The organism is Bradyrhizobium sp. 61 (assembly GCF_023073075.1).
GTDB classification, from domain to species: Bacteria; Pseudomonadota; Alphaproteobacteria; order Rhizobiales; family Xanthobacteraceae; genus Bradyrhizobium; species Bradyrhizobium barranii.
In genome coordinates this window covers 93228-116701 of the sequence record NZ_JADPIU010000010.1, presented here as the reverse complement: position 1 = coordinate 116701, position 23474 = coordinate 93228, and the positions used below count along the sequence as shown (strand labels likewise).

At 63.9% G+C, this 23474-nt stretch carries 34 protein-coding genes; 2 read left to right on the top strand and 32 right to left on the bottom strand.

Features of this window, described 5'->3' with window-relative positions:
* Positions 1-20: 20 nt before the first annotated feature.
* Entirely contained in the window at positions 21-1358 is a 1338-nt protein-coding gene (locus tag IVB46_RS04620; RefSeq protein ID WP_028151184.1) for a replication-associated recombination protein A, read from the bottom strand.
* Positions 1355-2761: a DegQ family serine endoprotease gene (locus IVB46_RS04615; RefSeq protein ID WP_247301707.1), complete on the bottom strand. Its 1407-nt coding sequence runs from the start codon at positions 2759-2761 to the stop codon at positions 1355-1357. The genes IVB46_RS04620 and IVB46_RS04615 overlap by 4 nt, the downstream gene beginning before the upstream one ends.
* A gap of 313 nt (positions 2762-3074) precedes the next feature.
* Here IVB46_RS04615 and IVB46_RS04610 point away from each other — a divergent pair, with 313 nt between their 5' ends.
* Complete coding sequence (locus tag IVB46_RS04610; protein ID WP_247301705.1) at positions 3075-4706, top strand: OprO/OprP family phosphate-selective porin; 1632 nt, start codon at positions 3075-3077, stop codon at positions 4704-4706.
* A gap of 41 nt (positions 4707-4747) precedes the next feature.
* On the opposite strand, the gene IVB46_RS04605 is transcribed toward IVB46_RS04610, so the two are convergent.
* Positions 4748-5131, bottom strand: coding sequence for a helix-turn-helix domain-containing protein (locus IVB46_RS04605; RefSeq protein ID WP_028151187.1), 384 nt, complete (start codon positions 5129-5131; stop codon positions 4748-4750).
* A 133-nt stretch (positions 5132-5264) separates the two neighbouring features.
* Between IVB46_RS04605 and IVB46_RS04600 the strand changes: the two genes are divergently transcribed.
* Positions 5265-6278: a zinc-binding alcohol dehydrogenase family protein gene (locus tag IVB46_RS04600; RefSeq protein ID WP_247301704.1), complete on the top strand. Its 1014-nt coding sequence runs from the start codon at positions 5265-5267 to the stop codon at positions 6276-6278.
* A gap of 187 nt (positions 6279-6465) precedes the next feature.
* On the opposite strand, the gene IVB46_RS04595 is transcribed toward IVB46_RS04600, so the two are convergent.
* The 29 genes from IVB46_RS04595 to rpsJ form a co-directional block, all read right to left on the bottom strand.
* The gene (locus IVB46_RS04595; RefSeq protein ID WP_247342154.1) at positions 6466-7254 is read right to left on the bottom strand and encodes an SDR family oxidoreductase; all 789 of its coding nucleotides are present in this window, start codon (positions 7252-7254) and stop codon (positions 6466-6468) included.
* A 204-nt stretch (positions 7255-7458) separates the two neighbouring features.
* Positions 7459-8298 (bottom strand): c-type cytochrome, encoded by an 840-nt coding sequence (locus IVB46_RS04590; protein ID WP_247301699.1) that lies wholly within the window; start codon positions 8296-8298, stop codon positions 7459-7461.
* A 119-nt stretch (positions 8299-8417) separates the two neighbouring features.
* A complete protein-coding gene (gene rplQ, locus IVB46_RS04585; RefSeq protein ID WP_014494513.1) occupies positions 8418-8834 on the bottom strand; it encodes a 50S ribosomal protein L17 in 417 nt (138 codons plus the stop codon).
* A gap of 163 nt (positions 8835-8997) precedes the next feature.
* A complete protein-coding gene (locus tag IVB46_RS04580; RefSeq protein ID WP_085405459.1) occupies positions 8998-10029 on the bottom strand; it encodes a DNA-directed RNA polymerase subunit alpha in 1032 nt (343 codons plus the stop codon).
* A 112-nt stretch (positions 10030-10141) separates the two neighbouring features.
* On the bottom strand, positions 10142-10531 hold the full coding sequence (rpsK, locus tag IVB46_RS04575; protein ID WP_007603045.1) for a 30S ribosomal protein S11: 390 nt from the start codon (positions 10529-10531) through the stop codon (positions 10142-10144).
* Between the two features lie 121 nt (positions 10532-10652).
* Entirely contained in the window at positions 10653-11021 is a 369-nt protein-coding gene (gene rpsM / locus IVB46_RS04570) for a 30S ribosomal protein S13 (protein ID WP_014494511.1), read from the bottom strand.
* A gap of 187 nt (positions 11022-11208) precedes the next feature.
* The gene (locus IVB46_RS04565; protein ID WP_247301696.1) at positions 11209-12090 is read right to left on the bottom strand and encodes an adenylate kinase; all 882 of its coding nucleotides are present in this window, start codon (positions 12088-12090) and stop codon (positions 11209-11211) included.
* A 276-nt stretch (positions 12091-12366) separates the two neighbouring features.
* Positions 12367-13698, bottom strand: coding sequence for a preprotein translocase subunit SecY (gene secY / locus IVB46_RS04560; RefSeq protein ID WP_071912844.1), 1332 nt, complete (start codon positions 13696-13698; stop codon positions 12367-12369).
* Between the two features lie 148 nt (positions 13699-13846).
* Positions 13847-14332 (bottom strand): 50S ribosomal protein L15, encoded by a 486-nt coding sequence (gene rplO / locus IVB46_RS04555; protein WP_014494508.1) that lies wholly within the window; start codon positions 14330-14332, stop codon positions 13847-13849.
* A gap of 75 nt (positions 14333-14407) precedes the next feature.
* Positions 14408-14602: a 50S ribosomal protein L30 gene (gene rpmD / locus IVB46_RS04550; protein WP_011088137.1), complete on the bottom strand. Its 195-nt coding sequence runs from the start codon at positions 14600-14602 to the stop codon at positions 14408-14410.
* Between the two features lie 25 nt (positions 14603-14627).
* Entirely contained in the window at positions 14628-15218 is a 591-nt protein-coding gene (rpsE, locus tag IVB46_RS04545) for a 30S ribosomal protein S5 (RefSeq protein ID WP_028152981.1), read from the bottom strand.
* Between the two features lie 44 nt (positions 15219-15262).
* On the bottom strand, positions 15263-15625 hold the full coding sequence (rplR, locus tag IVB46_RS04540; protein ID WP_007603036.1) for a 50S ribosomal protein L18: 363 nt from the start codon (positions 15623-15625) through the stop codon (positions 15263-15265).
* Positions 15626-15636: 11 nt separating this feature from the next.
* Positions 15637-16170, bottom strand: coding sequence for a 50S ribosomal protein L6 (rplF, locus tag IVB46_RS04535; RefSeq protein WP_063982587.1), 534 nt, complete (start codon positions 16168-16170; stop codon positions 15637-15639).
* Positions 16171-16186: 16 nt separating this feature from the next.
* Positions 16187-16585 carry a 30S ribosomal protein S8 gene (gene rpsH, locus IVB46_RS04530; RefSeq protein WP_008136338.1) on the bottom strand — a complete coding sequence of 133 codons (399 nt, stop codon included), beginning with the start codon at positions 16583-16585 and terminating at the stop codon, positions 16187-16189.
* A 14-nt stretch (positions 16586-16599) separates the two neighbouring features.
* Positions 16600-16905, bottom strand: coding sequence for a 30S ribosomal protein S14 (gene rpsN / locus IVB46_RS04525; RefSeq protein ID WP_063982585.1), 306 nt, complete (start codon positions 16903-16905; stop codon positions 16600-16602).
* 46 nt (positions 16906-16951) lie between these two features.
* Positions 16952-17509 carry a 50S ribosomal protein L5 gene (gene rplE / locus IVB46_RS04520; protein ID WP_063982584.1) on the bottom strand — a complete coding sequence of 186 codons (558 nt, stop codon included), beginning with the start codon at positions 17507-17509 and terminating at the stop codon, positions 16952-16954.
* On the bottom strand, positions 17502-17816 hold the full coding sequence (gene rplX, locus IVB46_RS04515) for a 50S ribosomal protein L24 (protein ID WP_063982583.1): 315 nt from the start codon (positions 17814-17816) through the stop codon (positions 17502-17504). Before rplX ends, rplE begins: the two co-directional genes overlap by 8 nt.
* Complete coding sequence (gene rplN / locus IVB46_RS04510; RefSeq protein WP_007603030.1) at positions 17816-18184, bottom strand: 50S ribosomal protein L14; 369 nt, start codon at positions 18182-18184, stop codon at positions 17816-17818. Before rplN ends, rplX begins: the two co-directional genes overlap by 1 nt.
* A gap of 84 nt (positions 18185-18268) precedes the next feature.
* Entirely contained in the window at positions 18269-18517 is a 249-nt protein-coding gene (gene rpsQ, locus IVB46_RS04505) for a 30S ribosomal protein S17 (protein ID WP_071912842.1), read from the bottom strand.
* A 13-nt stretch (positions 18518-18530) separates the two neighbouring features.
* A complete protein-coding gene (rpmC, locus tag IVB46_RS04500) occupies positions 18531-18737 on the bottom strand; it encodes a 50S ribosomal protein L29 (protein ID WP_063986292.1) in 207 nt (68 codons plus the stop codon).
* A 5-nt stretch (positions 18738-18742) separates the two neighbouring features.
* Positions 18743-19156 carry a 50S ribosomal protein L16 gene (gene rplP, locus IVB46_RS04495; protein ID WP_063982581.1) on the bottom strand — a complete coding sequence of 138 codons (414 nt, stop codon included), beginning with the start codon at positions 19154-19156 and terminating at the stop codon, positions 18743-18745.
* A gap of 32 nt (positions 19157-19188) precedes the next feature.
* Positions 19189-19914: a 30S ribosomal protein S3 gene (gene rpsC / locus IVB46_RS04490; protein ID WP_063982580.1), complete on the bottom strand. Its 726-nt coding sequence runs from the start codon at positions 19912-19914 to the stop codon at positions 19189-19191.
* A gap of 18 nt (positions 19915-19932) precedes the next feature.
* Positions 19933-20322, bottom strand: coding sequence for a 50S ribosomal protein L22 (rplV, locus tag IVB46_RS04485; RefSeq protein ID WP_011088147.1), 390 nt, complete (start codon positions 20320-20322; stop codon positions 19933-19935).
* Positions 20323-20332: 10 nt separating this feature from the next.
* A complete protein-coding gene (gene rpsS, locus IVB46_RS04480) occupies positions 20333-20611 on the bottom strand; it encodes a 30S ribosomal protein S19 (protein WP_008136357.1) in 279 nt (92 codons plus the stop codon).
* Positions 20612-20623: 12 nt separating this feature from the next.
* Positions 20624-21457, bottom strand: coding sequence for a 50S ribosomal protein L2 (rplB, locus tag IVB46_RS04475; protein ID WP_028152985.1), 834 nt, complete (start codon positions 21455-21457; stop codon positions 20624-20626).
* A 12-nt stretch (positions 21458-21469) separates the two neighbouring features.
* Complete coding sequence (locus IVB46_RS04470) at positions 21470-21772, bottom strand: 50S ribosomal protein L23 (RefSeq protein ID WP_007603019.1); 303 nt, start codon at positions 21770-21772, stop codon at positions 21470-21472.
* On the bottom strand, positions 21769-22389 hold the full coding sequence (gene rplD / locus IVB46_RS04465; RefSeq protein ID WP_011088150.1) for a 50S ribosomal protein L4: 621 nt from the start codon (positions 22387-22389) through the stop codon (positions 21769-21771). Before rplD ends, IVB46_RS04470 begins: the two co-directional genes overlap by 4 nt.
* A 1-nt stretch (position 22390) precedes the next feature.
* Positions 22391-23104: a 50S ribosomal protein L3 gene (gene rplC / locus IVB46_RS04460; RefSeq protein WP_063982578.1), complete on the bottom strand. Its 714-nt coding sequence runs from the start codon at positions 23102-23104 to the stop codon at positions 22391-22393.
* A 53-nt stretch (positions 23105-23157) separates the two neighbouring features.
* Positions 23158-23466, bottom strand: coding sequence for a 30S ribosomal protein S10 (gene rpsJ / locus IVB46_RS04455; RefSeq protein WP_002712302.1), 309 nt, complete (start codon positions 23464-23466; stop codon positions 23158-23160).
* Positions 23467-23474: the final 8 nt, after the last annotated feature.

Below are 23474 nucleotides of genomic sequence, written 5' to 3'. Positions count from 1 at the left end.
TCACGGCGAAATGGCCGTTTCTAGCGCGAGCCTCCCCGCTCCTTCCGCAGCTTGGCCCAGTAATCCAGCCGCTTGCGGATCTCGCGCTCAAAACCGCGCTCGGGCGGGTCGTAGAAGGTCTGGCGGCCCAGGGCTTCCGGAAAGTAGTCCTGGCCGGAGAAGGCGTCGGGGGCGTCGTGGTCGTATTCGTAGGCCGCGCCGTAGCCTTCGGACTTCATCAGCTTGGTCGGGGAATTGAGGATGTGCTTTGGCGGCAGCAGCGAGCCGGCCTGTTTTGCGACCTGCATCGCGGCCTTGAAAGCCGTGTAGACGGCGTTCGATTTCGGCGCGGTGGCGAGATAGACGACGGCCTGTGCGATCGCGAGCTCGCCCTCGGGATGGCCGAGGAAGTCGAAGGCGTCCTTGGCCGCGTTGGCAATGACGAGCGCCTGCGGATCGGCAAGGCCGATGTCCTCGACCGCCATGCGCACGACGCGGCGGGCCAGAAACAGCGGGTCCTCGCCGGCATCGAGCATGCGCGCGAGGTAATACAGCGCGGCGTCGGGGTCGGAGCCCCGCACCGACTTATGCAGCGCCGAGATCAGGTTGTAGTGACCGTCGGCCGACTTGTCGTAGATCGGCGCGCGGCGCTGCAGGATCTCCTGCAACTGCGCCGCGTTGAAAATCTCGTCCGCCCGCGCCGAACGCCAGACCTCCTCGACAAGCGTCAGCGAGGCCCGGCCGTCGCCGTCGGCCATGCGCACCAGCACGGCGCGCGCCTCGTCATCGAGCGGCAGCTTGCGGCCCTCGACCTCTTCGGCATGCGCGAACAGTTTTTCGATCGCGGCGGCATCGAGCGAGCGAAACACCAGCACGCGCGCACGAGAGAGCAACGCCGCGTTGAGCTCGAAGGACGGGTTTTCGGTGGTCGCGCCGACCATCACGACGGTGCCGTCCTCCATCACCGGCAGAAACGAATCCTGCTGGGCGCGATTGAAGCGATGCACCTCGTCGACGAACAGCAGCGTGCCCTTGCCCATCTCGCGGCGGGCGCGTGCGGCGTCAAACGCCTTCTTCAGATCGGCGACGCCGGAGAACACCGCGGAGATCTGCTCGAAATGCAGATCGGTCGCATCGGCCAGCAGCCGCGCCACCGTGGTCTTGCCGGTGCCGGGCGGGCCCCAGAACACCAGCGATCCGAGCGTGCGCGTCTCCAGCATGCGCGTCAGCGCACCATCGGGACCGAGGATATGGTCCTGGCCTACGACCTCCGACAGCGCGCGCGGGCGCAGCCGGTCCGGCAGCGGATGCGGAGCCTCGTGGTCGAGCCCCGCCGCGGCAAAGAGAGTTGGCGTCTCCTGTGGTCGCTTCGGGCTCATCCGCCCAGCGTGACGTTGATCTGCTGGCCACCGCGCACCAGCGTGATGCGCCAGATCCGCGGCCGTTCGCCCGCCGCCTTTTCGAGGTCGGCGGTCCTGCCGATCTTCTGGTTGTTGACGGCGAGGATGATGTCGCCCTTCTGGAAGCCGACACTCGCAGCCGCGCTGTCGCCGCCGAGATCGGTGATCACGACGCCTTCGGTGTCGGCGTCCAGATGCAGCTCGTCGGCAACCGCCGGCGTGATGGACGAGACCTTCGCGCCCTGGAACGGCGAGCGCGCGGTGACGACGAGTTCGTTGCGGCCGGAGTCGGGTGCGGTCTCGAGCGAGATCGTGACCTTGAGTGGCTTACCGCCGCGCTGCACGTCGATCTGCGCCGTGCCGCCGAGCGGACGCGTGGCGAAACGGTAATCGAAGGCGTTGGGATCATCCACGGTCTGGCCGTCGATCCCGGTGATGAGATCGGAGGATTTCAGGCCGGCCTTGGCCGCGGGGCCGGTCGAGACCACGCTTGCGACCAGCGCGCCGGTCGGCGAACGCAGGCCGAGGCTCTCGGCGATCTCGGGCGTCACCGCCTGCAATTTTGCCCCTAACCACGGCCGCTTCACCGCCTTGCCGCCGCTCTTGGCGGAGGCGACGACGACGCGCACCATGTTGGCGGGAATCGCAAAGCCGATGCCTTGCGAGCCGCCGGACCGCGAATAGATCGCGGTATTGATGCCGGCGAGCTTTCCGCTCATATCGACCAGCGCGCCGCCGGAATTGCCGGGATTAATGGCCGCATCGGTCTGGATGAAGAACTGGTAGTCGGTGATGCCGACCTGGGTGCGCGCGAGCGCCGAGATGATGCCGTGGGTCACGGTCTGGCCGACGCCGAAGGGATTGCCGATCGCGAGCACGATGTCGCCAACCAGCAGTTCGTCGGAATTGGTGAAGTCGAGGGTCGGAAACTTCTCCTTGGTGTCCTTCAGGCGCAGCACGGCGAGATCGGTGCGCGGATCCTTCAGCAGGATCTCGGCCTCGAATTCCCGCTTGTCCGACAGCGATACTTTCACCTGGTCCGCGCCCTCGATGACGTGGACGTTGGTGACGACGAGGCCGGAGGCATCGACGATGACACCGGAGCCGAGCGAGCGCTGCATCTGCTCGGGCTGCTGGCCCGGCACGCCGAAGAAGCGGCGGAAGATCGGGTCGTCCAACAGCGGGTTGCGGTTCTGCACCACCTTGGCCGCGTAGACGTTGACGACGGCCGGCTGCACCCGCTGCACGATCGGCGCATAGGACAGCCGCAGTTCGGCGGGCGAGGACGGGACACGGCGGTCCTGCGCGGCGGCCGGATTGAGGTGGGCTGAAAACGCTATGCACAATGCCGTGATGACGGCGGTCCGGGTCGATCGAAACATTCCTACCTCTCGGAAAAGACGCCGGAATATAGGCGCGTTCGCCCGCCAATAGAAGGGCGCCAGGGGGCATTATTCAGCCGCCTTTCCGGTGTGTCCGCCTTGCAAGTCCCGCATGCGAAATGACAATTTACCTGGGCGGTGGATTGGCATGATGCGCGTCATCCACCATTGTGGTGTCGAGCGGATTCGGTTGCGGCGAATTGGCATCAGTGGGAACCGCGCAACCGGGCGCAGCGTCGCGGGGCAGTCATCGATCATACCTAGGCTCTCCCGTTGCGACTTGGGGAAGTTCGTCAAACGATGGAGTCATGATGTGAGCAGGACAAGACTTGCGGCCACCGCGATTGGTCTCGCCGGTGCGCTGGCGGCCTCGCAGGCCCAGGCCCAAACGGCAAGCAGCAGCGATCAGGAGATCGCTCTGCTGAAGCAGCAATTGAAGATGCTGGAGCAGAAGCTCGACAAGCTCCAGAGCCAGACCGCCGCCAACACGGCGGCCACGGCGAAGGCCAAAGTCGAAGCAAAGGCAGAGGCCAAGGCCGAAGCCCGCTCGGAGGCGAAGGCGGCCGTGGCCAATGCTAACGCGGCGATCCCGCTCAAGGGACCGGCGCCCGCGTCCGGCGCCGTCGTGACGATGCCGAACAATCGGCCGACCATCTGCACCGCCGATGGGGCAAACTGCGTCGCGATCACCGGTCGCGTGCACTACGATATGGGCGGCTATGACTATCGTCCCAACACGGCGGCAACTGTGCCGCAAAAGCTGGACAGCGGCGAAAACGTGCGTCGCGCGCGCATCGGTGTCGTCGGCAAATTCCTCGAAGACTGGAATTTCGCGCTGATCTACGATTTCGGGGGCTCGTCCGACGGATTTGGCGGCACGGGCGCCGCCGGCGCGACCCCTGTCGGCTTCCTGCCGGGCGGAGGCACCTCCGGCATCGAGAATGCTTGGGTGAGCTACACGGGGCTGAAGCCGTTCGGCGGCAAGATGGCAATCGAAGCCGGCATCATGGACCTTGCCTGGACCCTGGATGAATCCACGAGTTCCAACGACATTGCCTTCATGGAACGCGCCTCGGTCGGCATCATCGCGCAAAATATCGCCGCCGGCGACTTCCGTTCCGCCGCCGGTGCCCGCTGGTACAATGACGTGTTCTGGGCCGGCGCTTACGTGACCGGCCCGACCTCGGGTGCCATTCACTCGGCCTCGAGCGTGTCACCTCCCGGGACCAGCGAGCAATATGGCGCGACCGCCCGCGTTGCGGGTCAGGTCGTGAGCGGCAACGACTACTCGGTGCATCTCGGCGCCGACGCGGAATGGCTGATCCAGCCGCCGCGCAATCTGCTCGCGAACACGCAAACGCTCACGCTCAGCGATCGTCCCGAGCTGCGCATCGATCCCACGACGCTGATCTCGACCGGTGCGATTGCAAATGTGTCGGGCGCGCAGGTCTATGGCGTGGAAGCCGCGGCCACCTATGGACCGCTCTGGGTCCAGGGCGAATACTACTGGTTCAACATCGATCGCGGTGCGAACACCGCGGTGGCGCCCATCGGTACATCGAGCCTGAAATTCCAGGGCGGCTACGCACAGGCGGCCTATGTCCTGACCGGTGAATCGCGCAAGTACAATCCGAGCAACGCGGCCTATGGCGGCGTCAAGCCGAACAATCCGTTCTCGATCAACGGCGGCGGCTGGGGTGCCTGGGAGATCGCCGGTCGCTACTCGACCATAGATCTGAACGATCAGTTGGCGACCGCCGCCGGCATCGCCGGCGGGCGGCAAACCGTCTACACGCTGGCGCTCAACTGGTACGTCAACGGCAATGTGCGCTTCATGCTCGACTATCTGCATGGCACGGTGTCGAAGCAGGCCTCGGCGGTGTCGGCGGCGGACACCGGCTCGAAGTTCGATGCGGTCGCGTTGCGCACGCAGTTTGCGTTCTGATGCAATCTCTTCCGGGAGCGGCACGGTCCGCTCCCGGAGAGTTACGCTGCGCGCTTCGGCTTCTTGACCGGCTCCGCTTCGGGCGGCGGCGCGCAGGACAGCCGTTGCTGATGGCTTTCGCCCCAGGCCTTCAGGATGTCGATCACCGGCCGCAGGCTCTCGCCGAGCTCGGAGAGGCAATATTCCACGCGTGGCGGCACTTCGGCATAGACCTTGCGGATGACGAGCTTGTCCTCCTCCAGCGCGCGAAGCTGCTTTGTCAGCATGCGCTGGGTGATGCCGGGCATCCGGCGGCGCAGTTCGCCGAAGCGCTGGGTGCCGTCCTGGAGGTGGTAGAGGATCACGCCCTTCCACTTGCCGTCGATCAGGTCCAGCGTCGCCTCGACCGAGCAGCCGGGACGCCGGGTAAAATCTCGCCGCTTCATGCGTGTTTTCCCAATAGTATCCAAACAGGGACTATATCCCCGAATTTACAGTACTTGCCAAATCGGGGCTAGCGGGACAGTTAGCGGGCCAGGCGCACATCACAAGCTACGCGCCATTTGATGGAGACAAGCCATGAAGGCCGTCGGCTACAAAAAATCGCTTCCGATCGAGGATCAGGACGCGCTGATCGATTTCGAGACCGCAAAGCCCGAGCCCAAGGGGCGCGATATCCGCGTCGCCGTGAAGGCAATCTCGGCGAACCCGGTCGATTACAAGGTACGCAAGCGTGCCGCCCCGCCCGAGGGCGAGACGAAGATTCTTGGCTATGACGCGGCCGGAATCGTCGATGCCGTGGGTCCGGACGTCACACTGTTCAAGCCGGGCGACGAGGTGTTTTACGCCGGCTCGATCCTGCGCCAGGGCACCAATTCCGAATTCCACCTGGTCGACGAGCGCATCGTCGGCGTCAAGCCGAAGTCGCTCTCGTTCGCGCAGGCCGCAGCCCTCCCCCTCACCTCCATCACCGCCTGGGAATTGCTGTTCGACCGGCTCGGCGCGGTGCCCGGCAAGAGCGTCGATCCGCGCACGCTGCTGATCACGGGCGGCGCCGGCGGCGTCGGCTCGATCCTGATCCAGCTTGCGCGCCGCCTCACGGGCCTCACGGTGCTCGCGACGGCGACGCGGCCGGAGTCGCAAAAATGGTGCCTCGATCTCGGCGCGCATGCGGTGATCGACCACGGCAAGCCGATGAAGGAGCAGATCGAGAGCTTGAGGCTGCCGCCGGTCGCGCTGGTAGCGAGCCTTACCTTCACCGACCAGCACTACAAGGCGATCGCCGAGTTCATGGCGCCGCAGGGTCGGTTCGGCCTGATCGACGATCCCCCGGAGTTCGCCGTGAGCACCTTCAAGGGCAAGGCGATCTCGGTACACTGGGAATCGATGTTCACGCGCTCCTCTTTCCAGACGCCCGACATGATCGCGCAGCATCATCTGCTCAACGACGTCTCCGACCTCATCGACAAGGGCGTGCTGCGCACCACGCTCGACCAGACCTTTGGCACGATCAACGCGGCCAACCTCAAGCGCGCGCATGCGCTGCTCGAAAGCGGCAAGTCGCGCGGGAAGATCGTGCTGGAGGGGTGGTAGCAGTCACAACGTTAGGGCGAAGCTGCGTAGGGTGGGCAAAGGCGCGCTCGCGCCGTGCCCACCATCTCGCAACCGGTGCGACAAAAGTGGTGGGCACGCTTCCGCCTTCGCTCTTCGAGCTACGGCGGACAAGTCGCTTTGCCCACCCTACGGTGCCACGCTTCCGGTGCCACGCCTTCGCGCAGTCTCAGGCGATCGTATTGACGATGCCGCCTTCCGCGCGCAGCGCCGCACCGTTGGTCGCGGACGCTTCCTTCGACGCGACATAGACCACCATGTTGGCGATTTCGTCGACGCTGGCGAAGCGCTGGATCAGCGAGCTCGGGCGATGCTGCTTGACGAAATTGGCCGCGGCCTCATCCACCGACTGTCCATTCTGCTTGGCGAGATCCTTCACGAAGGTCTCGACGCCTTCCGACATGGTCGGACCCGGCAGCACGGAATTGACGGTGACGCCGGTGCCGCGGGTGAGCTGCGCGAGGCCGCGGGCGACCGAGAGCTGGGCCGTCTTGCTCATGCCGTAGTGGATCATCTCGACGGGAATGTTGAGCCCGGACTCCGATGAGATGAAGACGATGCGGCCCCAGTTGCGCTTGAGCATGCCCTTCATATAGGCGCGCGACAGCCGCACGCCGCTCATGACGTTGACCTCGAAGAAGCGGCTCCAGTCCTCGTCAGGGATCTCGAAGAAGTCTTTTGGCTCGAAGATGCCGGCATTGTTGATGAGGATGTCGACCTCCGGCAGCGCCGAGACGAGCGCCTTGCAGCCCGCTGCGGTCGAGACGTCGGCGGCGATGCCGCGGACCTTAAGGCCTGCCCCTTCCAGCTTGCGCGCGGCGGCATCGACCTTGTCCTGGCCGCGACCGTTGATGATCACGCTCGCGCCGGACGCAGCGAGACCTTTTGCGATGGCGTGGCCGTTGCCGGCGGTGGAGCCGGTCACGAGGGCGGTCTTTCCGGAAAGGTCGATCTTCATGAATCATCTCCATTGTTGCTGAAGCGGATATCGTGTCCAGCGCACGCCGCTTCAATCGCCACAACTGCGAAATCGTAGGGTGCGCGACTTGCCCGACGTAGCGCGAAGAGCGAAGGCGGAAGCGCGCCCATCTTTTCGACACGAGTTGAAAGCGAAATGGTGGGCACGGCGCGCGGAGAGCGCACCCTTGCCCACCCTACGGCACTATTGCCGCGGCGGTAGCGTCCTGAGAAACGCGACGATGGCATCGAGGTCCTGCGCCGTCATGCTGGCATAGGCAGCATAGGCCATCGGCGGCTTGAGCTTGTGGCCATCGCGCGCGATGCCTTGCGTAATCGCACGTTTGATTTCGTCGTCGCTCCAGCCGCCCAGGCCGGCCGCGGGATCCGCGGTGATATTGGGGGAGATGGATTCGCCCCACGGCCCCTTGAATGTCCGGCCACCCTTGCCGCTCGCACCCGCGAAGTCATGCACGGCGGACGGGCCCTCCGGCGTGTGGCATTCCAGGCAATGGGCGATGGTCAGGAGATAGCGGCCGCGCGCGAGCTTGTCGGAGAACTCGGCCTCGGTCGCCTGCTTGCCAGCATAGGTCGGCGTTTCCGGCTTCAGCGCGATCCTGTATTCCGGCGCCGGCGTTTCGTGGCGCACTGCGGGTACTGAGCGCAGGTAAGCGGTAAGCGCATCGAGATCCCGGGCCGTGAGCACCGTGTAGAACGCGGTCGGCATGATCGGCGCGACCTTGGTCCCGTTCGGCCTGCTGCCGCTGACCAGAAACCGCTTCAGCTCGGCATCGCTCCAGTTGCCGGTCCCGGTGTCCTTGTCCGGCGTGATGTTGGAGCCGGTGACCTTGAAGGCAGGCTCATCGAAAACCTGGCTGCCGCCCGCGAGCGCGCGCGAAAGATCGAGCCCTTGCGGTCCGCGCGGCGTGTGGCAGTTGTGGCAGACCATCACGCTGTTGACGAGATAGGCACCGCGCTCGACCAGCGTCTCGCCAGAGGCCGGCGACATCAACAGCGCCAGCGCGATCCCAAGCACAATCCTCATCGACAGCCCCCGGCCGGAATCGCGTTCACCAGACGATGCACGGCATGAGATATCGCCGCGCCATACAAAAAAGCGGCGCCCAGGGGCGCCGCTTTCTGAAAACTGAGGTACCGGCCGGCTTACGCCGCCTCGGCTTCCTTCTCCTGCACCGGACCGGAGTCCTGGCCCTTGGCATCGACGTCGCGATCGACGAACTCGATCACGGCCATCGCAGCGTTGTCGCCGTAGCGGAAGCCGGCCTTGATGATGCGGGTATAGCCGCCCTGGCGGTCCTTGTAGCGGGGCGCCAGCACGTCGAACAGCTTCTTGACCTGATCCTTGTCGCGCATCTCGGAGATGGCCTGGCGACGCATGGACAGGCCGCCCTTCTTGCCGAGAGTGACGAGCTTCTCGACGATCGGACGGAGTTCCTTGGCCTTGGGCAGCGTGGTGACGATCTGCTCGTGCTTGATCAGCGCGGCGCACATATTGGCGAACATCGCGCGGCGATGCTCGGCCGTGCGGTTGAGCTTCCGATGAACCTTGCCGTGACGCATGTAACTATTCCTTAGTTTGAAACTGCCGCGACGGTTCGTCGGACATGTTGCTCAGGTGGGCTGCCTGCGTTCGCCCGCGAAAGCGCGTTGCGCTTTCGCTTTCTTGTTTGAGCATGATCCTTATCGGAAAACCGCTTCGCACTTTTCCGGGATCATGCTGCGCTCAGTAGTGATCCTCGAAGCGCTTGGCGAGCTCGTCGATGTTCTCCGGCGGCCAGCCCGGCACTTCCATGCCGAGATGCAGACCCATCTGGGCCAGCACTTCCTTGATCTCGTTCAGCGACTTGCGGCCGAAGTTCGGGGTGCGGAGCATTTCCGCTTCGCTCTTCTGCACGAGGTCGCCGATGTAGACGATGTTGTCGTTCTTCAAGCAGTTGGCCGAACGCACCGACAGCTCGAGCTCGTCCACCTTCTTGAGGAAGGCCGGGTTGAAGGCCAGGTCCGGGATGATCTCCTGGGCGACTTCCTTGCGCGGCTCTTCGAAGTTGACGAACACGTTGAGCTGATCCTGCAGGATGCGGGCGGCATAAGCCACCGAGTCATCCGGCGTCAGCGCGCCGTTGGTCTCGATCGTCATGGTCAGCTTGTCGTAGTCGAGGATCTGGCCCTCACGGGTGTTCTCGACCTTGTAGGAGACCTTGCGGACCGGCGAGTACAGGCTGTCGACCGGGATCAGTCCGATCGGCGCGTCCTCGGGACGGTTGCGCTCGGCGGGCACGTAGCCCTTGCCGGTGGCGACCGTGAACTCCATGCGGATCTCGGCGCCCTCGTCGAGCGTGCAGATCTGGAGGTCCGGGTTGAGCACGACCACGTCGCCCACGGTCTGGATGTCGCCGGCGGTGACGACGCCCGGGCCCTGCTTCTTCACGACCATGCGCTTGGGGCCTTCGCCCTGCATCTTGATCGAGATGTCCTTGATGTTGAGCACGATGTCGGTGACGTCCTCACGGACGCCCGCGATCGAGGAGAACTCGTGCAGCACGCCATCGATGTGCACCGACTGCACCGCCGCGCCCTGGAGCGAGGAGAGCAGGATGCGGCGCAGCGCGTTGCCGAGCGTCTGGCCGAAGCCGCGCTCGAGCGGCTCGGCGACGATGGTCGCGAAACGGTTCGAATCGCTGCCGGGCTGGATCTGGAGCTTGTTCGGCCGAATCAGTTCTTGCCAATTTTTCTGGATCGTCACTGTTTCACCCATACAGGCCAGTCAAACTGCTAGTGCAGACACTGGCGTTGGAGAAAGGCCGCGGATCATTCGCGCGGCTTTGCAAAAAGTCATTGCGGGCGACCAATGCGCCCGCAACTTGGTATCAAACGCGCCGACGCTTGCGGGGACGGCAACCGTTGTGCGGGATCGTGGTCACGTCGCGGATCGAGGTGACGGTGAAGCCCGCGGCCTGAAGCGCACGGAGCGCCGACTCGCGGCCCGAACCGGGACCAGCGACTTCGACTTCGAGCGTGCGCATGCCGTGCTCCTGCGCCTTCTTCGACACGTCCTCGGCGGCAACCTGCGCGGCGTACGGCGTCGACTTGCGCGAACCCTTGAAGCCCATCGTGCCGGCGGAAGACCAGGCAATCGTGTTGCCCTGCGCGTCGGTGATGGTGATGGTCGTGTTGTTGAACGAAGAGTTCACGTGCGCGACGCCGGAGGCGATGTTCTTGCGCTCACGACGACGAACGCGGGTGGCTTCCTTGCCCATAGAGTACCTTTCCTGAAGATCTCAAACGCCGCCGTAATGCCAGCGGCTACACCTGTGGAACGAAAGGCGCGTGGCGAACGGGTCTCCCCTTTCGCCACACGCCGCGATTGGATTCGAAAACTTACTTCTTCTTGCCGGCGATGGCCTTGGCCGGACCCTTGCGCGTACGCGCATTGGTGTGGGTACGCTGACCGCGCACCGGCAGGCCACGACGATGACGCAGGCCGCGATAGCAGCCGAGGTCCATCAGACGCTTGATGTTGATGCCGACCTCACGACGCAGGTCGCCCTCGACGAGATAGTCGCGGTCGATCACTTCGCGGATCTGGAGCACTTCGGCATCGCTGAGCTGGTTGACGCGACGATCCTCGGGGATCTTCACCTTCTCCAGGATCTCACCAGCGATCTTCTGGCCGATGCCATGGATGTACTGGAGCGCGATCAGCACGCGCTTGTTGGTCGGAATGTTCACGCCGGCAATACGGGCCACGGCCTTCTCTCCTGTTGCCGATCCCTCGTCAGGAATCAGGCTTTAAGTGCTTGGTTTCTCGGGCAGGTGTTCACAAACGCGAACACGACGCCCACCCCTAGTCTTCCTGGGGCCCGGCATCGTTTGAAACTATCCGACTTGGATGCGGGGCTTATTAGGGGATTCAGGGGGCTTTCGTCAACCGCTGCTAGCGCTTAGCTCGCTTTTTCGTGACCTTTTTTGCGGCCTTTTTGGCACCTTTTTTGACAGACTTCCTGGCGGTCGTTTTGGCTGCCTTTTTGACCGTTTTCTTGGCCGCTTTCTTGGCCGCCTTCTTGGTGCCCTTTACGGCCTTCTTAGCGGCCTTTTTAGCGGATTTGGCAGCCTTTTTGGCCGTTTTCGCCGGCTTTTTAGCTACCTTGGCCTTCTTGGTACCCTTCTTGGCGGGCCCCGACTTGGCCGCGCTGCGCGCTTGGGCCTTGCCGTGCGTCTTGGGTTCGACCGCCCCGAGGGCCAGGAGCTGGCGATGAATGGCGCGGGTGACCTCGTCGATGGCCATCATGCCGTCGATGGTCGAGAGCTTCCGCCGCTCGGAATAGTAGTGAATCAGGGGTTCCGTCTGGCTGCGGTAGCTGGCGAGCCGCTTGGTCAGGACCTCCGGGGTGTCGTCGACCCGAACCTCCTCCCCACGCTCTCGCATCTGGGCGACGCGAGTCTCGACGCGGCTCAGGAGTGCGCTCTCGTTGACGCGGAGCTCGACCACGGCGTCGAGCTTGAGATGCTTGTGCTTGAGCAGCTCATCCAGCGCCTCGGCCTGCGGCACGGTGCGCGGGAAGCCATCGAGGATGAAACCATTCTTGGCGTCCGGCTGGTCGATGCGGTCGGAGATGATTCCCACCACGATCTCGTCGGGCACGAGACCGCCGCTGGCCATGATCTCCTTGGCCTTCAGCCCGACCGGCGTTCCCGCCGCAACGGCCGCGCGCAGCATCTCGCCGGTCGAGAGCTGGACGATGCCATAGCGCTGCACCAGCAGCTGCGCCTGGGTCCCCTTGCCCGACCCCGGCGGTCCCAGAAGTATAATTCTCATCGGCGTACGCCCCCCGGATTGGTGAGCGATACGTCGCGCACCTGTGTTTGAAGTCCAATGACAGTGCAAATCATAATCGGCGTCGCACCGCTACCCATATCATAGGGGAGCAAATGCCAGGACGCCAAGAAGGCCTTTGAAATCAGTGATTGCGTCGCAGGGAGAGCAGCTCTGCCGATGTCTTGGAATGGCTGACTGGTCGCCTCGGCGGGCGCCGCGCGTTGCTCGCGCGGCGAATCGGCGGCGCTGTCGCGCCGCCCTTGGGGAACGCCGCGCTTAGCGGCGGCGGCCGCGCAGCTTCGACTTCCGGATCAGGCCCTCATACTGATGCGCCAGCAGATAGCCCTGCACCTGCGCCACCGTGTCCATGGTGACGCTGACGACGATCAGCAGCGAGGTGCCGCCGAAGTAGAACGGCACCGAGGCGTAGGAGATCAGGATTTCCGGGATCAAGCAGACGATCGCCAGATAAACAGCGCCGAGCACGGTGATGCGCGACAGCACGTAGTCGATATATTCCGCGGTGCGCTCGCCCGGACGGATGCCCGGAATGAAGCCGCCATGCTTCTTCAGATTGTCCGCGGTCTCGGTCGGGTTGAACACGATCGCGGTGTAGAAGAACGCGAAGAACACGATCAGCGCGAGATACATGATCAGGAACAGCGGACGGCCGTGGCCGAGCTGGGTCGTGATCCACTGGAACCATTCCGGCCCGCTGCCGGCGTTGAAGTTGGCAACCGTGGTCGGCAGCAGCAGCAGCGAGGACGCGAAGATCGGCGGGATCACGCCCGAGGTGTTGAGCTTGAGCGGCAGATGCGAGGACTGGCCCTCGAACATCTTGTTGCCGACCTGGCGCTTCGGATACTGGATCAGCAGCCGGCGCTGGGCGCGCTCCATGAACACGATGAAGGCGATCACGGCGACCGCCATGATGATGACGACCAGGATCAGGCCGGTCGACATGGCGCCCTGACGGCCGAGCTCGAGCATGTTGGCGAGCGCCGCGGGCAGCTCGGCGACGATGCCGGCGAGAATGATCAGCGAGATGCCGTTGCCGATGCCGCGCGAGGTGATCTGCTCACCCAGCCACATCAGGAACATGGTGCCGCCGGTCAGCGTGATCGCCGTGGACAGACGGAAGAACATGCCGGGGTCGCTGACGACGTTGCCGGCGCCCTCGAGGCCCACCGCGATTCCGTAGGACTGGAACGCGGCCAGGATCACGGTGAGATAGCGGGTGTACTGGTTCAACAGCTTGCGGCCGGACTCACCTTCCTTCTTCAGCGCCTCGAGCTGCGGCGAGACGGTGGTGAGGAGCTGGATGATGATCGAGGCCGAGATATACGGCATGATGTTCAGCGCGAAGATCGCCATGCGGTGGATACCGCCGCCGGCGAACATGTTGAACATGCCGAGGATGCCGCCCGCCTGGGAGCGGAACACCTGTTCCCAGATGTTGGGATCGATGCCGGGAAGCGGGATGTAGGTCCCGAGCCGATAAACGAGCAGCGCACCCAGGGTGAACCAGATGCGCTTCTTCAGTTCGTCAGCCTTGGCAAACGCACCGAAATTGAGATTGGCTGCCAGTTGTTCCGCTGCAGAGGCCATCTTGGACTTTCTCCCGCCGCCTATTGCGCCGTCATGCCCGCGGCCGGGCTACTCTAGCGGACGCCGGACATTATCTGGGGCTCGGCTTCGATAAGTCCACGTCCCACACGCGTAAAGGCCCGCGAGCCGCGGGCCAATGACGCAGTTGTTACGCCGCCTCGCCTTCTTCCTTGGCAGGGGCGAGGATCTTCACCGAACCGCCGGCCTTCTCGACCGCGGCGATCGCGGTCTTCGTGGCGCCGTGCACTTCGATGTTGAGCTTGGACTTGAGCTCGCCGCGGCCGAGCAGCCGCACGCCGGCCTTGGCGCGGCGCAGCACGCCGCCCTTCACCAGGGCCTCGACGTTCACGACGCTGCCGGCGTCGATCTTCTTGGCATCGACCGCTTCCTGGAGCCGGTCGAGATTGATCTCGGCGAACTCGACGCGGAAGATGTTGTTGAAGCCGCGCTTCGGCAGACGGCGATGCATCGGCATCTGGCCGCCTTCGAAACCCTTGATGCGCACGCCCGAACGCGCGGTCTGGCCCTTGCCACCGCGGCCGGACTGCTTGCCTTTGCCCGAACCAATGCCACGGCCGACGCGCATACGCTTCTTGCGCGAGCCGGCGTTGTCGGCGATATCGCTGAGCTTCATCGCCCTGCTCCTTGTTTCTTGCGCATGATCTTCACCGAAAACGGGTGCCCGCTTTTCGGGATCCTGCGCCTTTGCTTACTTCTCGTCGACGATGCGAACGAGATGGTGAACCTTCTCGATCATGCCACGAACCGCCGGGGTGTCCGGCAGTTCGCTGGTGCGGCCGATCTTGTTGAGCTTGAGTCCGATCAGCGTCGAACGCTGCGAGTGATGGCGGCGGATCGCGCTGCCGGTCTGCTCGAGCTTGATCGTCTTTGCTGCCTTGGCCATGGGAGTCTACTCCGAAAAGCTTCCGTTAGTCGGCAGCCGCCTCGGCGTCACCGCCGATACGGCGGGACTGGAGGGTGGACACCTTGATATTGCGGCGGGCTGCGACCGAACGCGGCGAATCCTGATGCTTCAGCGCGTCGAAGGTTGCGCGAACCATGTTGTAGGGGTTCGACGAGCCGATCGACTTCGCGACCACGTCCTGGACGCCGAGCGTCTCGAACACGGCGCGCATCGGGCCGCCGGCGATGATGCCGGTACCGGCCGGAGCAGCACGCAGGTAGACACGGCCCGCGCCATGACGGCCGGCGATGTCGTGATGCAGCGTACGGCCCTCGCGCAGCGACACGCGGGTCAGGTTGCGCTTGGCGGATTCAGTCGCCTTGCGGATCGCCTCAGGCACTTCGCGCGCCTTGCCGTGACCGAAGCCGGCGCGGCCCTTCTGGTCGCCGATCACGACCAGCGCTGCGAAACCGAAGCGCTTGCCGCCCTTGACGACCTTTGCCACGCGATTGATGTGGACGAGCTTGTCGACGAACTCGCTGTCGCGCTCCTCCCGGCGTTCACGTCCGCCGCCGCCGCGTTGATCGCGTCCACCACGTTGTTCGCGTTCTGCCATTTTTCCAATCCTTCAGAGGCTTGCGCCTCAATCCTCAAATTCTGTTAGAAGCTCAGCCCGCTCTCACGCGCAGCGTCGGCCAGTGCCTTGACGCGCCCGTGGTAGAGGTAGCTGCCGCGATCGAACACGACTTCCTTGACGCCCTTCTCGGCGGCGCGCTCGGCCAGCAGCTTGCCGACCGCCTTCGCCGCATCGATGTCGGCGCCGGTCTTGCCGCCGTCGCGCATCGACTTCTCGAGCGACGAGGCAGAGGCCAGCGTCTCGCCCTTCAGGTCGTCGATGACCTGGGCGTAGATGTGCTTGGACGAGCGAAACACCGACAGACGCGGACGACCGCCACCGGAGCGGCGCAGCTTCAGCCGCACACTCCGCTTGCGCCGGGCATTGGTAACCTTGGCTTTGGACATGACCGGCTCCGTTACTTCTTCTTGCCTTCCTTGCGGAAGATGAATTCGCCAACATACTTCACGCCCTTGCCCTTGTAGGGCTCCGGCGGACGATAGGAGCGAATCTCGGCGGCGACCTGGCCGACACGCTGGATGTCGCTGCCGGTCACCGTGATCTCAGTCGGCTTCGGCACGGTGATCGTGATCCCTTCCGGGATCGCGTAGACCACGTCGTGGCTGTAACCGAGCGCGAGCTGCAGGTTCTTGCCCTGCATCGCGGCGCGGTAACCGACGCCGGTGATTTCGAGCTTCTTCTCAAAGCCCTTGGTGACGCCTTCGACCAGATTCGCGACCTGGGCGCGAGCGGTACCGTACAGCGCCCGCGCGCGGTTGGTCTCGACCCGCGGGTTCACCTTGACCTGGCCGTTCTCGAGCTTCACCTCGACGTCGTTATGGACGACGAACTGAAGCTGGCCCTTGGGCCCCTTCATCTTGACGGTCTGCCCGTCGACGGTCGCGGTCACACCCGACGGAACCGCCACAGGCCTTTTGCCAACACGTGACATGGATCAACAATCCTTCTCAGAACACCGTGAAGAGAACTTCGCCGCCCACATTCGCTTCGCGCGCGCTGTGGTCGGCCATGATCCCCTTCGGCGTCGACAACACCGAAATGCCGAGCCCGTTGTTGACCCGCGGCAGAGCCTTCACCGAGGCGTAAACACGACGTCCGGGCTTGGAGACTCGTTCGATCTCGCGGATGACGGGCTCGCCGTCGAAATACTTCAGCTCGATCTCGATCTCGCTGCGGCCCGAGGAATGCTCAAGCGTGGCGTAACCGCGGATGTAGCCTTCGGTCTTGAGGACCTCGAGCACGTTCTCGCGCATCTTCGAGCCAGGCGTGGAGACCTTGGACTTCGAACGCATCTGCGCGTTGCGGATACGGGTGATCAGATCGCTGATTGGATCGTGCGTAGACATCTAAACGACCCTCCTTACCAGCTGGACTTCACGAGGCCCGGGACCATGCCCTTGGAGCCAAGGTCGCGCATCGCGATGCGAGACAGTTTGGTCTTGCGGTAGTTCGAGCGCGAACGGCCCGACAGCTCGCAACGCAGACGGATGCGGGTCGCCGACGAGTTGCGCGGCATTTCCGCAAGCTTCAGGGTGGCGGCGAACCGCTCCTCCATCGGCAGCGTCTTGTCGGCGATGATCGCCTTCAACCGCTCGCGCTTCGGGGCGGCGTTCTTCGCCATCCGCTTGCGCCGGTTGTTCTTCTCGACTGAACTCTTCTTTGCCATGCTTGGCTCCTGGGTATCCGCGTTTGAGAGGCTTTAGGTCAGCGTCTCACTGCCGGAACGGGAAATTGAAAGCGGTCAACAAGGCCCTCGCCTCGTCGTCGGTCTTGGCCGTGGTGCAGACGGTGATGTCCATACCGCGGGCTTCCGTGACCTTGTCGAAGTCGATCTCGGGGAAAATGATGTGTTCCTTGAGGCCGAGCGAGTAGTTGCCGCGGCCGTCGAAGCTCTTCGGGTTCAGGCCGCGGAAGTCGCGGACGCGCGGCAGCGCGACCGTCACCAGGCGATCGATGAACTCGTACATACGGGCCTTGCGCAGCGTGACCTTGCAGCCGATCGGCTGGTTCTCACGCAGCTTGAAGGTCGCGATCGCGATACGCGAATAGGTCACGATCGCCTTCTGGCCGGCGATCAGCGTCAATTCAGCGGCGGCGTTCTCGGCCTTCTTACGGTCGTTGACGGAGTCGCCAACGCCCATGTTCAGCACGACCTTGTCCAGACGCGGAACCTGCATGACGTTCTCATAACCGAACTTCTCGGTCATTTCCGTCCGGATCTTCGCGTCATATTCCGCGCGCAGGCGCGGCGTGTAAGCGACCTCAGCCATCGATCTCAGCTCCCGAGCTCTTGGCGATGCGGACCTTCTTGCCGTCCGCCAGAATCTTGAATCCGACGCGGGTCGGCTTTCCATCCTTGCCGACGAACGCGATGTTGGACAGTTGGATCGGCGACTCCTTCGAGATGATGCCGCCCTCCTGGGCCTGCGTCTGCTTCTGATGACGCTTGACCATGTTGATACCGCGCACCAGCGCCGTGCCGGCGTCCGGGCGAACCTCGAATACTTCGCCGGTGCGACCCTTGTCGCGACCGGTCAGCACGACGACCTTGTCGCCCTTGCGGATCTTCGCAGCCATCACAGCACCTCCGGCGCGAGCGAGATGATCTTCATGTGGTTCTTCGCGCGCAGCTCGCGCGGCACGGGCCCGAAGATACGGGTGCCGACCGGCTCGGACTGGTTGTTGATTAGAACGGCGGCGTTGCGGTCGAAGCGGATCACCGAACCGTCGGCGCGGCGGATGTCCTTGCGGACGCGCACCACGACGGCCTTCATCACGTCGCCCTTCTTCACCTTGCCACGCGGAATCGCTTCCTTGATCGAGACGACGATGATGTCGCCGATCGTGGCGTAGCGGCGCTTGGAGCCTCCGAGCACCTTGATACACATGACACGGCGTGCGCCAGAATTGTCGGCCACGTCGAGGTTGGTCTGCATCTGAATCATTGATGCACCTCGTCCTCTTCTCTCTTGCGCCAGCCCAGCCGGCGCTCAACATTTTCCTGAAGTCAGTCGGCTAAAGCCAACAGATCAGGCGCTTTTCTTGTGTTCGCCCCGGATCACGATCCAGCGCTTCAACTTCGAAATCGGCTTCGATTCCTCGATCCACACCATGTCGCCCGGCTTGAACTGGTTGTCCTCGTCGTGCGCGTGGTAGTTCTTCGAACGGCGGATCGTCTTCTTGTAGATCGGGTGCGTGAAGCGGCGATCGACGCGCACCACAACGGTCTTGGCAGTCTTGTCGCTGACGACCACGCCTTGCAAAGTACGTTTCGGCATATTCGTAAGCCCCTTACTTCTCTTTCGCGCGCTTCTGCGCGGCGACGGTCTTGATGCGGGCGATGTCACGGCGAGCCTCGCGCAGGCGCGAGGTGTTCTCGAGCTGCCCGGTGGCGCGCTGGAAGCGCAGGTTGAAGCGCTCCTTCTTCAGGTTCAGGATGGCGTCATCCTGCTGATCAGGGCTCAATGCACGGATGTCTTCGATCTTCATCTGGGCCATGGCCATTACTCCGCAATGCGCTCGACGAAGCGCGTCTTGATCGGCAGCTTGGCGGCCGCCAGGGTCAGCGCTTCACGCGCCGTCTGGGTGTTGACGCCGTCGATCTCGAACAGCACCCGGCCGGGCTTGACGCGCGCGACCCACAGTTCCGGAGCACCCTTGCCGGAGCCCATGCGGACTTCGGCCGGCTTCTTCGACACCGGAACGTCGGGGAACACGCGGATCCAGACGCGGCCGGCGCGCTTCATGTGGCGGGTCAGCGCGCGGCGAGCGGCTTCGATCTGGCGCGCGGTAACGCGCTCCGGCTCGGTCGCCTTCAGGCCGAACTGGCCGAAGGCCAACGTCGCACCCGAAGACGCAACGCCGTGGATACGGCCCTTATGCGCCTTCCGGAACTTCGTTTTCTTAGGTTGCATCATGGCTTCAAGCCCTCAAATTCTCTGTGCTGGCGTCAGGCCGCAGCGTTGTCACGGCGCCCACGGCCACCGCGATCACCACCGCCGCCGGTCTCGCCTTCGGCCATTCTCTTGTCCTGGGCCATCGGATCGTGCTCGAGGATCTCGCCTTTGAAGATCCAGACCTTGACACCGCAGGTGCCGAAGGTCGTGAACGCGGTCGCAACGCCGTAGTCGATGTCGGCGCGCAGCGTGTGCAGCGGCACGCGACCTTCGCGGTACCACTCCATGCGCGCGATTTCCGCGCCGCCCAGGCGACCCGAGCAGTTGATGCGGATGCCTTCCGCGCCGAGACGCATCGCCGACTGCACGGCGCGCTTCATGGCACGGCGGAACGCCACGCGGCGCTCGAGCTGCTGCGCGATCGACTCGGCCACCAGCGTCGCATCGAGCTCCGGCTTGCGGATCTCGACGATGTTGATGACGACGTCGGACGAGGTGATGTCCGCGACCTTCTTGCGCAGCTTATCGATGTCGGCGCCCTTCTTGCCGATCACCACGCCCGGACGAGCCGAGTGGATGGTGACGCGGCACTTCTTGTGCGGACGCTCGATCACGATGCGGGCGACGGCCGCCTGCTTGAGCTCCTTGTGCAGGATCTCGCGGATCTTGACGTCCTCGTGCAGCAGCTTGCCGTATTCCTGCTTGCCGGCGAACCAGCGGGAATCCCAGGTCCGGTTGATGCCGAGACGCAGACCGATTGGATTGATCTTTTGACCCATCGTTTTCTCCTGCGACCCTTAAGCCGCTGCTGCTTCGGCTTCGACCTGACGAACAATGATCGTCAGCTGCGAAAATGGTTTGTAGACACGGCCCGAGCGGCCACGGCCGCGGGCGGCAAAGCGCTTCATCACGAGGCCGTTGCCGACGAAGGCCTGCGCCACGACGAGATCGTCGACGTCGAGGTCGTGGTTGTTCTCGGCGTTTGCGATAGCCGATTCCAGGCACTTCTTCACGTCGACCGCGATCCGCTTGCGCGAGAACTGCAGATCGGCGAGCGCAGCAGCTGCCTTCCGGCCGCGAATGAGCTGGGCGACCAGGTTGAGCTTCTGCGGGCTCACCCGCAGCATCCGGGCGACCGCCTTGGCCTCGTTCTCGGCGAGGCTCCGTTCGCGCTTAGGTTTGCTCATCGTTTAATCCTCAAGCCTTCTTGGCTTTCTTGTCACCGGAGTGGCCATGGAAGGTCCGGGTCGGCGAGAACTCGCCGAACTTGTGACCGACCATTTCCTCGTTGACGGCCACCGGGACGTGCTTCTGACCGTTGTAGACACCGAAGGTCAGGCCGACGAACTGCGGCAGGATCGTCGAGCGACGGCTCCAGATCTTGATGACGTCGTGACGGCCGGACGCGCGGGCGGCATCTGCCTTCTTGAGCAGAGAACCCTCGACGAACGGGCCTTTCCAGACTGAACGAACCATGTCCGGCGTTCCTTACTTCTTCCGCTTGTGGCGGCTTAGGAGAATGAATTTGTTGGTCGACTTGTTGCTGCGGGTCTTCTTGCCCTTGGTCGGCTTGCCCCACGGGGTGACCGGGTGGCGACCGCCCGAGGTACGACCTTCACCACCGCCGTGCGGATGGTCGATCGGGTTCATCGAGACACCGCGGTTATGCGGCTTGCGGCCCAGCCAACGATTGCGGCCGGCCTTGCCGATCGAGGTGTTCATGTGATCCGGGTTCGACACCGCGCCGATCGTGCCGCGGCAACGGCCGTGCACCAGGCGCTGCTCGCCCGAGTTCAGGCGGATGATCACGTAGTCGTGGTCGCGGCCGACGAGCTGGGCGTAGGTGCCGGCGGAACGAGCGAGCTGGCCGCCCTTCCCGATCTTGACCTCGATGTTGTGGATGATCGTGCCGACCGGCATGTTGCCGAGCGGCATGACGTTGCCCGGCTTCACGTCGACATAGTTGCCGGCAACCACGGAATCACCGACGGCAAGGCGCTGCGGCGCCAGGATATAGGCCTGGGTGCCGTCTTCGTACTTGACCAGCGCGATGAACGCAGTGCGGTTCGGATCGTATTCCAGCCGCTCGACCGTCGCGGGTGCATCGACCTTGTCGCGCTTGAAGTCGACGATGCGCAGCGTCTGCTTGTGACCGCCGCCGCGGAAGCGCACGGTGATGCGACCGGTGTTGTTGCGACCGCCCGAGGAGTGCTTGCCTTCGGTGAGCGCCTTGACCGGCTTGCCCTTGTAGAGGGCCGAACGATCGACCATGACCAGCTGGCGCTGGCCCGGCGTCGTGGGATTGAATTTTTTCAGTGCCATCGTCGTACGACCTTACAGACCGGTGGTCACGTCGATCCGGTGACCCTCTTCGAGGGTCACGATCGCGCGCTTGCTGTTCGACTGCGAGCCGAGATTGCCGCGGAAGATCTTGGTCTTGCCCTTGCGGACCAGCGTGTTGACGCTCTTGACCTTGACGTCGAACAGCTTCTCGATCGCTTCCTTGATCTGCGGCTTGGTCGCCTTCGCGGCCACCTTGAACAGGACCTTGTTGTGCTCCGAGGCGATCGTCGCCTTTTCGGTCACGACCGGCGACAAGATCACGTCGTAGTGGCGAGGCTCGATGTTCTTCGTCATTTGAAGCGCGCCTCCAGCGCATCGATGGCGGCCTTGGTCAGAACGAGCTTCTGACGGCGCAGGATGTCATAGACGTTGATGCCCTGGATCGGCAGCACGTCCATGTTCGGGATGTTGCGGGCCGCAGCGGCAAAGCCGTTGTTGAGCTCGGCGCCGTCGATGATCAGCGCGTTGGTCAAGCCGAGGCCCGAGAAGTGGCCGAGCAGCGCCTTGGTCTTCGCGGCTTCCAGCGCGGCCTTGTCGATCACCAGCAGATCGCCGTCCTTGGCCTTGGCCGACAGCGCATGCTTGAGGGCAAGCGCGCGGACCTTCTTCGGCAGGTCGGTGGCGTGCGAACGCACCACCGGACCAAAGGCACGGCCACCGCCGCGGAACTGCGGCACGCGGGCCGAGCCGTGACGAGCACCGCCGGTGCCCTTCTGCTTGTACATCTTCTTGCCGGTGCGCCAGATCTCGGCGCGGCCCTTGGCCTTGTGAGTGCCGGCCTGACGCTTGTTGAGCTGCCACTGCACGCAACGCGCAATGATGTCCTGGCGCGGCTCGAGGCCGAAAATGGCGTCGGAAAGCTGGACCGAGCCGGCTTCCTTACCTTCGAGGGTCGTGACCTTCAATTCCATCTCACGCCTCCTGCGCAGCCGGAGCAGCGTCCGCTTCGCCAGCAACCTTGAACTTGCCGGGCTTCGGAGCATCCTTCGGCAGCGGCTTCTTGACAGCGTCGCGCACGCGGATCCAGCCGCCCTTGGAGCCGGGAACGGCGCCTTCGACGAGGATCAGGCCGCGCTCGACATCGAGCTGAACGACTCGAAGGTTGAGCGTGGTGATGCGGTCGACACCCATGTGGCCGGGCATCTTCTTGTTCTTCCAGGTCTTGCCGGGGTCCTGACGGCCACCGGTCGAACCGATCGAGCGGTGCGAGACCGACACACCGTGGGTGGCGCGCAGACCGCCGAAGTTCCAGCGCTTCATACCGCCGGCGAAGCCCTTACCGACCGAGGTGCCGGTGACGTCGACGAACTGGCCGACGACGAAATGATCGGCAAGGATCTCGGCGCCAACGGGGATCATGGCATCCGCGGAGACGCGGAATTCCTCGACCTGCCGCTTCGGCTCGACCTTGGCGACCGCGAACTGGCCGCGCTCTGCCTTGGGCATGTACACGGTCTTGCGGCTGCCAGAACCAAGCTGGAGCGCGACGTAACCGTTCTTCTCTTCAGTGCGGTGGCCTACGACCTGGCAATTGCCGAGCTTCAGCACGGTCACGGGGATATGTTCGCCGGCCTCTGTAAAGACCCGCGTCATCCCGACCTTTTGTGCGATCACTCCGGAGCGCATCGGCGTGCTTCCTGTTCTTTCTGTCCGCTAGTCGCGAACGTGATCCAAAAATCTTAGAGCTTGATCTCGACGTCGACACCGGCGGCCAGGTCGAGCTTCATCAAAGCATCGACGGTCTGCGGGGTCGGATCGACGATGTCGAGCAGGCGCTTGTGAGTGCGCATCTCGAACTGCTCGCGGCTCTTCTTGTCGACGTGCGGCGAACGGTTGACGGTGAACTTCTCGATGCGGGTGGGCAGCGGAATGGGTCCGCGGACCTGCGCGCCGGTGCGCTTCGCCGTGTTCACGATCTCGCGGGTCGACGTATCGAGGATACGATGGTCGAACGCCTTGAGACGGATACGAATGTTTTGGCCGTTCATTGCCGTGG

Bases quoted from the DNA above. Each gene is read 5' to 3' on its own strand.
- IVB46_RS04620 (WP_028151184.1), bottom strand. From the start codon at position 1,358: ATGAGCCCGAAGCGACCACAGGAGACGCCAACTCTCTTTGCCGCGGCG.
- IVB46_RS04615 (WP_247301707.1), bottom strand. From the start codon at position 2,761: ATGTTTCGATCGACCCGGACCGCCGTCATCACGGCATTGTGCATAGCG.
- IVB46_RS04605 (WP_028151187.1), bottom strand. From the start codon at position 5,131: ATGAAGCGGCGAGATTTTACCCGGCGTCCCGGCTGCTCGGTCGAGGCG.
- IVB46_RS04600 (WP_247301704.1), top strand. From the start codon at position 5,265: ATGAAGGCCGTCGGCTACAAAAAATCGCTTCCGATCGAGGATCAGGAC.
- IVB46_RS04595 (WP_247342154.1), bottom strand. From the start codon at position 7,254: ATGAAGATCGACCTTTCCGGAAAGACCGCCCTCGTGACCGGCTCCACC.
- IVB46_RS04590 (WP_247301699.1), bottom strand. From the start codon at position 8,298: ATGAGGATTGTGCTTGGGATCGCGCTGGCGCTGTTGATGTCGCCGGCC.
- rplQ (WP_014494513.1), bottom strand. From the start codon at position 8,834: ATGCGTCACGGCAAGGTTCATCGGAAGCTCAACCGCACGGCCGAGCAT.
- IVB46_RS04580 (WP_085405459.1), bottom strand. From the start codon at position 10,029: ATGGGTGAAACAGTGACGATCCAGAAAAATTGGCAAGAACTGATTCGG.
- rpsK (WP_007603045.1), bottom strand. From the start codon at position 10,531: ATGGGCAAGGAAGCCACCCGCGTTCGTCGTCGTGAGCGCAAGAACATC.
- IVB46_RS04565 (WP_247301696.1), bottom strand. From the start codon at position 12,090: ATGAGAATTATACTTCTGGGACCGCCGGGGTCGGGCAAGGGGACCCAG.
- secY (WP_071912844.1), bottom strand. From the start codon at position 13,698: ATGGCCTCTGCAGCGGAACAACTGGCAGCCAATCTCAATTTCGGTGCG.
- rplO (WP_014494508.1), bottom strand. From the start codon at position 14,332: ATGAAGCTCAGCGATATCGCCGACAACGCCGGCTCGCGCAAGAAGCGT.
- rpmD (WP_011088137.1), bottom strand. From the start codon at position 14,602: ATGGCCAAGGCAGCAAAGACGATCAAGCTCGAGCAGACCGGCAGCGCG.
- rpsE (WP_028152981.1), bottom strand. From the start codon at position 15,218: ATGGCAGAACGCGAACAACGTGGTGGACGCGATCAACGCGGCGGCGGC.
- rplR (WP_007603036.1), bottom strand. From the start codon at position 15,625: ATGTCCAAAGCCAAGGTTACCAATGCCCGGCGCAAGCGGAGTGTGCGG.
- rplF (WP_063982587.1), bottom strand. From the start codon at position 16,170: ATGTCACGTGTTGGCAAAAGGCCTGTGGCGGTTCCGTCGGGTGTGACC.
- rpsH (WP_008136338.1), bottom strand. From the start codon at position 16,585: ATGTCTACGCACGATCCAATCAGCGATCTGATCACCCGTATCCGCAAC.
- rpsN (WP_063982585.1), bottom strand. From the start codon at position 16,905: ATGGCAAAGAAGAGTTCAGTCGAGAAGAACAACCGGCGCAAGCGGATG.
- rplE (WP_063982584.1), bottom strand. From the start codon at position 17,509: ATGGCTGAGGTCGCTTACACGCCGCGCCTGCGCGCGGAATATGACGCG.
- rplX (WP_063982583.1), bottom strand. From the start codon at position 17,816: ATGGCTGCGAAGATCCGCAAGGGCGACAAGGTCGTCGTGCTGACCGGT.
- rplN (WP_007603030.1), bottom strand. From the start codon at position 18,184: ATGATTCAGATGCAGACCAACCTCGACGTGGCCGACAATTCTGGCGCA.
- rpsQ (WP_071912842.1), bottom strand. From the start codon at position 18,517: ATGCCGAAACGTACTTTGCAAGGCGTGGTCGTCAGCGACAAGACTGCC.
- rpmC (WP_063986292.1), bottom strand. From the start codon at position 18,737: ATGGCCCAGATGAAGATCGAAGACATCCGTGCATTGAGCCCTGATCAG.
- rplP (WP_063982581.1), bottom strand. From the start codon at position 19,156: ATGATGCAACCTAAGAAAACGAAGTTCCGGAAGGCGCATAAGGGCCGT.
- rpsC (WP_063982580.1), bottom strand. From the start codon at position 19,914: ATGGGTCAAAAGATCAATCCAATCGGTCTGCGTCTCGGCATCAACCGG.
- rplV (WP_011088147.1), bottom strand. From the start codon at position 20,322: ATGAGCAAACCTAAGCGCGAACGGAGCCTCGCCGAGAACGAGGCCAAG.
- rpsS (WP_008136357.1), bottom strand. From the start codon at position 20,611: ATGGTTCGTTCAGTCTGGAAAGGCCCGTTCGTCGAGGGTTCTCTGCTC.
- rplB (WP_028152985.1), bottom strand. From the start codon at position 21,457: ATGGCACTGAAAAAATTCAATCCCACGACGCCGGGCCAGCGCCAGCTG.
- IVB46_RS04470 (WP_007603019.1), bottom strand. From the start codon at position 21,772: ATGACGAAGAACATCGAGCCTCGCCACTACGACGTGATCTTGTCGCCG.
- rplD (WP_011088150.1), bottom strand. From the start codon at position 22,389: ATGGAATTGAAGGTCACGACCCTCGAAGGTAAGGAAGCCGGCTCGGTC.
- rplC (WP_063982578.1), bottom strand. From the start codon at position 23,104: ATGCGCTCCGGAGTGATCGCACAAAAGGTCGGGATGACGCGGGTCTTT.
- rpsJ (WP_002712302.1), bottom strand. From the start codon at position 23,466: ATGAACGGCCAAAACATTCGTATCCGTCTCAAGGCGTTCGACCATCGT.